General features: G+C 44.2%; 9 protein-coding genes. 3 read left to right on the forward strand and 6 right to left on the reverse strand.

Annotation, left to right across the window (positions count from 1 at the left end):
• On the reverse strand, positions 1 to 1,401 hold a 1,401-nt coding region (locus LYNGBM3L_RS44895), incomplete at its 3' end, for a hypothetical protein (protein ID WP_161603128.1).
• Between the two features lie 82 nt (positions 1,402 to 1,483).
• Positions 1,484 to 2,863, reverse strand: a complete 1,380-nt coding sequence (locus tag LYNGBM3L_RS05465) for an RNA-guided endonuclease InsQ/TnpB family protein (protein WP_008180039.1) — start codon at positions 2,861 to 2,863, stop codon at positions 1,484 to 1,486.
• A 367-nt stretch (positions 2,864 to 3,230) separates the two neighbouring features.
• On the opposite strand from LYNGBM3L_RS05465, the gene LYNGBM3L_RS48385 reads away from it, so the two are divergent.
• The 3 genes from LYNGBM3L_RS48385 to LYNGBM3L_RS05475 all read left to right on the forward strand — a co-directional run bounded on the left by LYNGBM3L_RS48385 (position 3,231) and on the right by LYNGBM3L_RS05475 (position 5,910).
• On the forward strand, positions 3,231 to 3,356 hold the full coding sequence (locus tag LYNGBM3L_RS48385) for a hypothetical protein (protein WP_267871988.1): 126 nt from the start codon (positions 3,231 to 3,233) through the stop codon (positions 3,354 to 3,356).
• A 50-nt stretch (positions 3,357 to 3,406) separates the two neighbouring features.
• On the forward strand, positions 3,407 to 4,702 hold the full coding sequence (purB, locus tag LYNGBM3L_RS05470) for an adenylosuccinate lyase (protein ID WP_044492320.1): 1,296 nt from the start codon (positions 3,407 to 3,409) through the stop codon (positions 4,700 to 4,702).
• Positions 4,703 to 5,064: 362 nt separating this feature from the next.
• Positions 5,065 to 5,910 carry a Uma2 family endonuclease gene (locus LYNGBM3L_RS05475; protein WP_008180044.1) on the forward strand — a complete coding sequence of 282 codons (846 nt, stop codon included), beginning with the start codon at positions 5,065 to 5,067 and terminating at the stop codon, positions 5,908 to 5,910.
• A 241-nt stretch (positions 5,911 to 6,151) separates the two neighbouring features.
• Here LYNGBM3L_RS05475 and LYNGBM3L_RS35920 read toward each other — a convergent pair whose 3' ends face one another.
• From LYNGBM3L_RS35920 to LYNGBM3L_RS05490, 4 genes are all read right to left on the reverse strand, one after another.
• Complete coding sequence (locus LYNGBM3L_RS35920; RefSeq protein WP_008180046.1) at positions 6,152 to 6,319, reverse strand: DUF4351 domain-containing protein; 168 nt, start codon at positions 6,317 to 6,319, stop codon at positions 6,152 to 6,154.
• Between the two features lie 27 nt (positions 6,320 to 6,346).
• Positions 6,347 to 6,517 carry a hypothetical protein gene (locus LYNGBM3L_RS42865; RefSeq protein WP_008180048.1) on the reverse strand — a complete coding sequence of 57 codons (171 nt, stop codon included), beginning with the start codon at positions 6,515 to 6,517 and terminating at the stop codon, positions 6,347 to 6,349.
• Between the two features lie 395 nt (positions 6,518 to 6,912).
• Positions 6,913 to 9,321: a tetratricopeptide repeat protein gene (locus LYNGBM3L_RS05485; protein ID WP_052308407.1), complete on the reverse strand. Its 2,409-nt coding sequence runs from the start codon at positions 9,319 to 9,321 to the stop codon at positions 6,913 to 6,915.
• A gap of 51 nt (positions 9,322 to 9,372) precedes the next feature.
• Entirely contained in the window at positions 9,373 to 10,209 is an 837-nt protein-coding gene (locus LYNGBM3L_RS05490) for an esterase/lipase family protein (RefSeq protein WP_229414322.1), read from the reverse strand.
• Positions 10,210 to 10,580: the final 371 nt, after the last annotated feature.

Below are 10,580 nucleotides of genomic sequence, written 5' to 3' on the forward strand. Positions count from 1 at the left end.
AGCCAGGAGGACGCCATAGTCACCCCAGAGGTTAGCGCCAAAGGTGGATTTATAGGTGTATAGCTCAATGAAGCCACTACCAGCAAGCAGGACAATTGCGATCGCATAACTGATCGCAGAGAAAATCCAGAGGCGAAACTCTGCTAGTCTTGGCTCTTGGATAACTATCCGTGGTGTATCGATCCCTGGTGCTTTCTGCAATAATTCAGGTTGGGTGATGAGGAAGCCTAACTTAGTAGAGTTAGCTGGTATTTGTTTGGCTAGTAGAGTGATCGCTTTTTCGATTTGACCATTCAACTCCTGACCAGCTTTTTTATCCGTAGGTTCGAGATTATTCAACTTATTGCGCAAATTCTTTTGCTGACGTTGCCAACTCTGTAACTCTTGTGTTGATATGGTAGTTTCTACCAGCAGGTTGTCCAAGTCCCTGAGTTTAGCATCCAGTTGCAGGTATTTATTAATCTGTTTTGCCAAGTCATCTAACTGCTGATACAAGTCTTGAGGATTTTGGTCAGGTGCCTCTCGGATTGCCAGTTGCAAATTACGGCGTACTGACTGTAGATAAGGGGGGTCAATATCCGGAGTGGCGGGTATTTTTTCTTCCAGGGTCTGACCATAGTTCAGGAGTGCTAGCCAGTCCTCACGACCTTTGCGCCATTTCAGCCACACTGACTCAGCTTGGGTAATTGCCTGATTACCATCGTTCCAACGTTCCCCCTGCAAAGCCATCTCGACATCTAGCAGATGGCCTTCAATTCGGGTCTTGAAGGGATTTGGTATTGAGTTGAATTGATCGGTGAGTGATGTTTCAGCTAACTGGGGGTCACTGCGCAGTTGGATACGCAATTGACCAACCCGCACCAGAATTTTGTCCCGTAGTTTCCCTCGGCTACGGTAGCTGGACACAGCTATGCTCAATATCACCCCAATGGATATGATTCCCAGAGGTATGGGAAAGGGGTCTTTAATTCGGACTGTTAATGGTACGCTTAGTTCAGTTTCTGAGAACTTAATCAGTAATTCACCACTAAATTCTCCACTTTTGGGGGCATCGTCTAATTGAAACTGGATCGGGATAGATAGTAGACTATTGGCCTCAATCTCCTCGTCTGGTAAAGTAGGCTGAATCAATTTGGCGGGGAAAATTTCTTGGCCATCCTGAGTATTGAGGTCTAGGGAAATGATTTGTAAATCCTTGACGGCGTTTGTCGTGCGCAAGAGTAAGCTGCGGCTTGTGCTAGAACCCCTGGTACCTGCCACAGTCATACTTTTAGGGGTGATGGTGAGATCAGGTTGGGCAAGGGCTGGTGGAGCCGATAGAAATATTAAAATTGGGAGTATTAAAGCAATTAGAGCGCGTTGAGCGCATTTTAGCTGTTTAATCATACCTGTCTTGGTCAAGTGTGACCTCCGATTTTTGATCTGGTACTAAAGCTTAATTTGACATCTCCGCGCTTTAAAAAACGGGGATTCTACAAGGTTGTTACGTGGCGGGTTGAAACCGTGCCACTTCACTTCTTGTGCGATATGATTTACTCAGTGAGGTGAACAGATCATATCGCTTTGGGAGTGCCAAAGCTCCCCTACCCACCTTGGTCAGGTTTAGACCTAACTGTGTGGCTACTTTTCGGGCTATGTTTGCAGCGCCGTTACAGTCTGCATTGATCAGCCATCCTTCAGAAGTTTTATACAGTCCACGCTTAACCCGTTTGCCCGACGGTATCCATCCTTTGGGTTTTTCACCATGTTTTGGGAGGCTGTCGTCGTCAAGGTAAGACGCTTTACTCGTGTACGCTTCCTCGGTAATTGTTAATTTAATCCCGTACTCATAACAAAGTTGTTTTAACCGTTCGATCAATCTTCCGGTGGGGATAACTGCGAAGTTCTGATTACCACGCTTGCCCATATTGGAACGATTCTTCTGCCCTTCGTTCCAACCAATTACCAGATTCCCAATGCAATCATTCAAACAGCGATTAATAATCAACCTAGCTGCTTTATTGATCGCATCTCTGATTTGGTTGTTGCGTTTCCGTTGTACCCGGTCAAGGTTAGAATTCCAGTAAAACTCTGGCTTGCCCTGTTTGTACTTGGCTACCAGACGACAATAACCTTGGTTCATTGACTTAAGCTTACGACCATCAATAATCAAGCTTTTCCCACAGGTTGAAACTCCAGTCAACCAGTTGGTTCCACCGTGATCAAAGCTCCAGGCTTGAGTGTAGTCAAGGTTTGGGTTGCTAGCAATCGCTTCTTTCCCGTTGTCGATCACCCAATCAATCCATAGCTCTCCTAAATACGGGCGAACAGTAACTTCTTTCACCCAGTCCGGATCTATAAAATCTGGTGGTTCTAATGCGATTTCAGTTATTAAATGAGGCTTAGTTTCTTTGCTTATTGACGGATCAAACAAGCCTTTTTTGTAGTTGAGTGCTTGTCGGGGAAAAGTTACAGCAGCCAATCCCCCTTTCTTTCTGTACCTAAGCAGTCTTGGTCTGTCAACTTGGCCCTTGTAATAAAGACCTACTAATTGGTTGTAACTGGCAATGGACTCACCTACTGTCTTTAGGGTCTGTTGAGCCGACTGGGCAGCCATTGCTTTGTAATTGGGAGTTAACTTTAAAGTTTTATCTAGTTCTGGGTACTTTGTACTGCACTTATAGGTCTTCCAGCCATACCTAAGCTCATCATCCTTCCAGTAAGTAGTGAATGATTCTTCTTGCTGTTCAAGCCAACTGTAGTGTTTTTGTTTGGTGTAATAAATTGCACAATTAATCAAGCTATTTGCTTGCTCACACTGAAAGACCCAAAAAGCTTTATCTTCATCAGTAAATGACGCTTTAACTGGAATTGTTCTATACAACTTTCTATCTCCTCCTATCCTTTATTATAGACACGGCGGGTTAAAACCCGTCGTGTCCGTTTCATCCCGGAGACGAAACCTTAGAAGAGTGGAGCCTTATTTCATGAGTTTTAACCCTTTTTTGCATAGTCTGTCGCCTATAAAGGCTCCACTCTTCTTACGGTAACTTCTGACCCTCCTTAAAAGAGAGGGGTTCTCACGTTCCCGGATATTTGGATAGACCCAGCATTGAGAGGAAAATTGGTCATGGTAGGTGACAACAGGCAACAGGGGATAGGGGATTTGACCCATGATTAATCATTAATTATTAATCCATTATATAGCGTTTATCTTCCGGTTCAGGTAGATTCAATACCTTGAAAGCCCCGTGGAAAAAGCCTTTGGCAGCACTACATCCCGACTCCCGACTCCCGACTCCCGACTCCCGACTCCCGACTCCCGACTCCCGACTCCCGACTCCCGACTCCGATTAACCCAAGACGAAAGTCCCTAAACCCATTGATAACTGCTATAATTGTAAGGTTGTGTTCTGCGATATGGGAATTGATTGAGCGCTACACCCTACCCGAGATGGGGGAATTGTGGACGGATACCTACAAGCTCAAAACCTGGCTTCAGGTGGAAATAGCTGTTTGTGAAGCACAAGCGGAACTGGGTAAGATTCCCGGTGAAGCAGTAGAGGAAATTAAGGCAAAGGCGGATTTTGACCTCAAGCGGGTGCAAGAGATTGAGCAAGAAGTCCGCCATGACATGATTGCCTTTCTGACTAATGTGAATGAGTATGTAGGGGATGTGGGACGCTACATACACTTAGGCTTGACTAGTTCCGATGTTTTAGACACTGCCTTGGCACTGCAACTGGTTGCTAGTCTAAATATTATCCTCGAACAGATCGAGAAGCTTGCTCAAGCGATTCGCTACCAGGCACAACAACATCGCTACACGGTGATGATTGGTCGTTCTCACGGAATTCATGCTGAACCAATTACCTTTGGTTTTAAGCTGGCCGGTTGGTTAGCAGAAGTTTGCCGCCATCGCGATCGCTTAGTGGGTCTGCGTGAAAACATATCTGTGGGCAAGATTTCTGGTGCTGTGGGAACCTATGCCAATATTGACCCTCAAGTGGAAGCGATCGCATGTCAAAACCTGTCACTGCAACCTGATACTGCCTCAACCCAAATTATTTCTCGCGATCGCCATGGTGAGTTTGTCCAACAGTTAGCTCTGTTAGGGGCAACCATTGAACGGTTTGCTGTGGAAATTCGCAATCTCCAAAAAACCGATGTCTTAGAAGTAGAAGAATTCTTTTCTAAAGGACAGAAAGGTTCTTCTGCTATGCCACACAAACGTAATCCAATTCGTTCTGAACGGCTAAGCGGGATGGCACGAATTCTGCGGAGTCATGCGGTGGCTGCTTTAGAAAATGTTGCCCTATGGCATGAGCGGGATATTTCTCATTCTTCTGTAGAACGAGTCATTCTGCCAGATGTGTGTATTTTAACTCACTTCATGTTAGTGGAAATCACAGATTTAGTGAAACACTTGTTGGTTTATCCAGAAAACATGAAGCGGAATATGAATGTTTATGGGGGTGTGGTCTTTAGCCAAAAGGTGTTGTTAGCGTTAGTAGAAAAGGGGATGAATCGGGAAGATGCCTACAGTATTGTTCAGTCTTGTGCCCATCAAGCCTGGAATCAACCTGAGGGAGACTTCTACAATTTGATTACTAAGGATCCTGAGGTTACTAGTAAGCTAACTCCTTCAGAAATAGAGGAATGTTTTAATCCCCAGCATCATTTTCAACATTTGGACGAGGTTTATCAACGGTTGGGAATCTAGGCCACTGATTGTAAGCATATGCGCTACGCGCACGCTACTTGAGGTGCCGTCAGCTGTCAGCCGTCAGCTTAAAATAAACCTCGTTTCCCGTAGGGTGACCCAAAGGTCAAGGCCAAGGCTGATAGCTAAATGCTTACTACTTATTTTAGCAGTTCTTGGGTATTTAGAACTGCTAAAATAAGTAGTAAGTATACCTAAATCATTGTAAGTATTCAGCTATCAGCTATCAGCTAAAGGCTGACCGCTGACGGCTATCAGCTAAAGGCTGACCGCTGACGGCTATCAGCTAAAGGCTGACCGCTGTTCGCGTAGCGTGCGCGTAGCGCATATGCTTACAAATCATTTCCCAAGATGAGGTTGTCATGACCCAGAGCTTAGAGCGCACAGGTCTAACTATTTCGTTACCGGATCATACTCAACTACCAGAATCCAATGGCGAATTTGTGAAGAACTTCCATGAGCATCCCCAAAGCATTATTTTAACTGATTCTATTGAACCGGTTCTCCAGAAAATTCATCCGGACAGACAATACGCTATTGGTCAAGACTCAGGTATCTATTGGCGGATCACAGAACCTTTAGAAAGAGGAGCAGAAGCTCCGGATTGGTTTTATGTACCGGGAGTACCTCCTCTGTTAGATGGTAAAATTCGTCGTTCCTATGTACTTTGGCAAGAACACCTAGCACCTCTGATTGCTCTGGAATTTGCTAGTGGCAATGGAGACGAGGAAAGGGATTCTACTCCTTTATCTGCTACTGGGGAAGAAAAAACTAAACCAGGTAAATTCTGGGTTTATGAACAAATTATTCGCATTCCCTACTACGGAATCTATATATTTGATACTGGGGAGTTAGAAGTCTATCATCTAGTTAATGGTAAATATCACCAGATGAAGACTAATCAAAGGGGACATTATCCTATTGAACAGTTAGGGGTAGAATTAGGTGTATGGGAAGGCTCATATCAGAATCTTAATCAGAATCACATGTGGCTAAGGTGGTGGGATAGCGAAGGTAATCTACTGCTGATGGGCAGTGAACGAGCTGAGCAAGAAAAACAACGAGCTGAGCAAGAAAAACAACGGGCTGAGCAAGCTGAACGTTCACAAAGAGATGCTATTCCTAAGCTATTGGCAATGGGACTAACTGTGGAGCAAGTGAGTTCAGCGTTAGGTTTATCTATTGAGGAAGTAGAGAATGAAGAATGAAGAATTTAGAATTTAGAATTTAGAATTTAGAATTTAGAATTTAGAATTTAGAATTTGGAATTTAGAATTTGGAATTTAGAATTTAGTTGGGACAGTCCGTCCCGTAAGGCACCACCGGGTCAAACAGCAAATATGAGATGCACCCGATTGCTGTAGCAATAGTAGAGTGGGTAAAGCTTTTCCTTACCCACTCTATCAGCTCTCCATGGCACGGCTTTTGAGTGCGACACCTAACGGGATTTTACTTATCCGTTAACTGGTTTAACCAATTGGTCAAATCCACTTCAGTTTCAAAATCTAACAACGCTTCTCCTAAATCCTCCAACTGCTCAAAGGATAACTGCTCAATTTGATTTTGTAATTGGGGATTTATCTTACCTAAGCGACGGTTAATTTGACGGATAATCAAATTAAGCTCATTTCTTGATGCAGTCGCTCATGGGGGAAACCCCCAAGACCGCGCTGCATCGCTGCGCTTTCCTTGTTCTAATCCCTGTCCTAATCCTTGTTCTAATCCTTGTTTTAATCCTTGTTTTAATCCTTGTTCTAATCCTTGTTCTAATCCTTGGCGAATAATTCGTTGATAAACTACTGACTCCTGCATCATATCCTCCCGAAAATAAGCTTGAATTAAATGAAGAATTTAGAATTTAGAATTTAGAATTTAGAATTTAAAATTTATAGAACCGAAGTATAGTTTAGAACAGATAATTTTGGTTGAAAGGGAGCAGGGAGTAGAGAGCAGGGAGCAGAAATATCTCTTAAGCTTTACTGCGACTGCTATACCTTCTATCTTCTAAATTCTATCTTGTTAATTCTAAATTCTATCTTGTTAATTCTAAATTCTACCTTGTTCATTCTAAATTCTTAATTCTACATTCTAAATTCTTCATTAGTCATTCACTTAGGAAAAGCAAGACCAAGCCAGTATATAGTATTTCTAACTAATTAATGAATAATATTGCTGATTTACCATAACATTAAAAACTATTCGGATATCGTTTATTCTGTTCCCTGTTCCCTTTTTATATCGCGCAAACTTTCTAGATTCTTACGGATGCTTACAGTGTTAGGATGATTTGACCCTAACTTCTGTTCTGCAATCTCCAAAGCCTGGACAAATAGGGCTTCGGCCTGATCATAGCGCCCCATTGAGTCGTAGAGTAATGCCAGGTTGTTGAGACTAGTGGCTACATCGGGATGGTCGTCACCCAGCAGCTTATATAGCTCCAAAGCCTGTTGATAGAGCTGTTCTGCCTCACCATAGCTCCCCATTGACCAGTAGAGTAATGCCAGGTTGTTGAGACTGGTGGCTACATGGGGATGTTCGTGACCCAGCAGCTGCTTATACAGCTCCAAAGCCTGTTGAATGAGGGGTTCGGCTTGCTCATAGCGCCCCATTGATTTGTAAAGTAATGCCAGGTTGTTGAGACTGGTGGCCACATCGGGATGGTGGTGACCCAGCAGCTGCTTATACAGCTCCAAAGCCTGTTGTAAGAGGGGTTCGGCCTGGTCATAGCGCCCCATTGAGTCGTAGAGTGCAGCCAGGTTGTTGAGACTGGTGGCCACATGGGGATGGTCTTGACCGAGCCCTTGCTTTGTTATCTCCAAAGCCTGTTGAATGAGGGGTTCGGCCTGGTCATAGCGCCCCATTGACTTATAGAGTAAACCCAGGTTGTTGAGACTGATGGCCACCAAAGGATGGTGGTGACCCAGCAGCTGCTTAAAGAGCTCCAAAGCCTGTTGAATGAGGGGTTCGGCAAGATCATAGCGCCCCATTGACCAGTAGAGTAATGCCAGGTTGTTGAGACTGCGGGCCACATCGGGATGGTCTTGACCCAGCAGCTGCTTATACAGCTCCAAAACCTTTTGATATAGGGGTTCGGCTTGATCATAGCGCCCCATTGAGTAGTAGAGTAATGCCAGGTTGTTGAGACTGGTGGCCACATCGGGATAGTGGTGACCCAGCAGCTGCTTATACAGCTCCAAAGCCTGTTTATATAGGGGTTCGGCAAGATCATAGCGCCCCATTGACCAGTAGAGTAATGCCAGGTTATTGAGACTGCTAGCCACATCGGGATGGTTCTCACCCAAGCGGGTTCTAGTTATCTCTAAACATTGCTTCCACCACAGTTCAGCCTGGTCATAGGTACCTTGACCGTAATAGAATTTTCCTAACCCAGTCAAAGGCCAGATTAAATCTTCATCCCTGAGGCAGTCAGTTAGGACTGTGGCAGTTTCAACTAAATGAGGGATGGCCGGGTTAACTGCTGCAATGATTTCCAGAGTTGCTGTAAAAGGAATTTCTTTTGCTACAGCCACCATTGTCTTACAAAAGCTTTGCTTGTAGCCATCGGCCTCTGGTAATTGAGCCAGCTTGCTCTGGAAAAATTCTCGAATTAGTTGATGCAGCCGATAAGTTTGCTGTTCGGTCAGTTGCAATAGATTACGATTAACTAGGAAACTATCCCGTAATTCTTCCAACTCTTCTTGTTCTTCTTCCCATTCCTCCTCATCTTCAGTTTCGATAACACAAGACTCTACTAGGGACCAATCAAAAGGAGCAGGAGCAAACAAACTCAAACGACATCCCAACTGTTGGGCTTCTGGAGACTCTTCCAAATCTTCCCAGGATAACTCAAAGGCTGCTGCTACTCCCAACTGGGCTGTGATCTCCCCTTGTTCTGTTTGATAAAGTAATGCCTTAGCTGCTAATTTCTTTTTCTCTAAACGTTTCTGAACTTTAGCAATGGTTAAATTCGGATGTATATCTAAATATCGTCCGACTAACTCCAAACCTAAAGGCAAATAACCCAACCATTCACATAAGGCTTCTGCTTCGTTTGGTTCTTTCTCAATGCGCTCTTTTCCAACAAGCGATTGGCCGTAGGCCACGCTACGCGAACGCAATAATTCCAATGCTGCCTCTGGGGATAGCACATCCAAATCAATTCGTCGGTAAGAAGCCCCTGGACGCTGACGGCTGGTGACCAGTACTTTGAAGCGGGATTGGGCTGGAGGTAAGTAGGGCTGAATTCTCTGTTTGTAGTCGTTGCTGAAAGAAGGCACATCATCCAGCACGATCAATGCTGTTCCTTCTGGCCAATGCCCCCAGCAGTATTCTACTTGTTGGTTGAACTCTAGTTCTTCTGGAATGGTTAATCCTAATTTAGTACGGGCAAAATTGACAACTTGAGTCCCGAGATCCAAGCCTCGCACTGGGAACCAGCACAACCCACCAGGGTAGTTGTGCTGATTTTTCAGAGCATATTGTAGAGCTAACTCGGTTTTGCCCACACCGCCCATTCCGGCAATGGCACAAATTGCTAATTGATTGGTCTGTTGAAATTCCTGATGGAGCTGCTCAAGTTGAGCATCCCTACCGACAAAGTGGGGAGTGCCACGATTGATAATGTTACTGGGGGGATTTAATTTTGTCCGTTCCCGGTCGGACGAGTTCAGCTAATGCTCATGAATAGGAATCTCGCCAACATAAACTGTTCCGTTGCTGTCATCTTTTAGCCGTACAGTAGTTTTGAGGCATTCCTCAATAAATTTCTTGACACCACGATAGACCAAACTGTTTTGAGACTCTGGTTTAGATAGGTCAATGTGGTTCTTTGGTATGGCAACCGGCTTAACTTTTTCAATGCCTGGGTTAGCACTATCTTCGTCTACCACCAAAATCCCTTTGAAAGGCTGGGTTTCGTAATAGACCTTTGTAGCAATTCCTAAACTCCGAACGTTTTCTCGATACCACTCATTTAATTTCCGTAACTGAGGGTGATGAGCTTTTAGTTCTTTGACACTTACTGTGGTTTGTGCAAAAGCGCCAATATTATCAATTAATTTAGCTAGATGAGCACCAGTGTGGGGAGTAGCTAGAAATACAATCCCTTTAGTCTGTTTAAGAATACCTTGGTTTTCAAAAGTTTGAGCACTGTTAAGCATCTCTTTAACTACAAGCCCGCCCATACTGTGAGTAATAAATACTAGTGGACGCTTGCCGAGATCGCAGCTGTCTAACCAATCTAATAAATTACTGGCTTGATCGAAGAGCGGCATACTGCTGTTGCTTTTCCAGTTTGTCGCTTCAGCGTTATACCCAAAAGACCAGATGTTAAGACCTAGCTGATCGTTTTCTAACCAAACTGGCCAGAAGTCATCATCATCCCGTTTTTCCTTAGGATGCCACGTGCTTCTAGCATCCCCTCCCAGCCCGTGAACAAACACGATATCCGCACTGGGCAATGAGTCCTGGTGGCTTGAGATTTTCATCAAGCCCGTCAATTTACTCAAGGATTAGCCTCCAGTTAACTATATAGCATTAACCAGTAGATGCATGAAACCCAATCTCGATTTAGTTTAACACAGGGAAATATAGGGAGTAGGGAGTAGGGAGTAGGGAATAGGGAGCAGGGAACAGGGAACAAAAGTTATAACAATTCATTTTATATACCTATCACATTTTCTATTATATATTTCATTTTTTTTTCTTACTGTTGCCGATGATATCAGTAAATTAACTTCCAATAAAAATGCGATTGATCTGCATGTCACGCTAAGCGAAGGCATTCCCGATTCCCGATTCCCGATTCCCGATTCCCGATTCCCGATTCCCGATTCCCGATTCCCGATTATGATTGGGTATTGGTGGGCATTGCCCATTT

Origin of the sequence: Moorena producens 3L (genome assembly GCF_000211815.1) — a bacterium.
GTDB classification, from domain to species: Bacteria; Cyanobacteriota; Cyanobacteriia; order Cyanobacteriales; family Coleofasciculaceae; genus Moorena; species Moorena producens.

Bases quoted from the DNA above. Each gene is read 5' to 3' on its own strand.
- LYNGBM3L_RS05475 (WP_008180044.1), top strand. From the start codon at position 5,065: ATGACCCAGAGCTTAGAGCGCACAGGTCTAACTATTTCGTTACCGGAT.
- LYNGBM3L_RS42865 (WP_008180048.1), bottom strand. From the start codon at position 6,517: ATGATGCAGGAGTCAGTAGTTTATCAACGAATTATTCGCCAAGGATTA.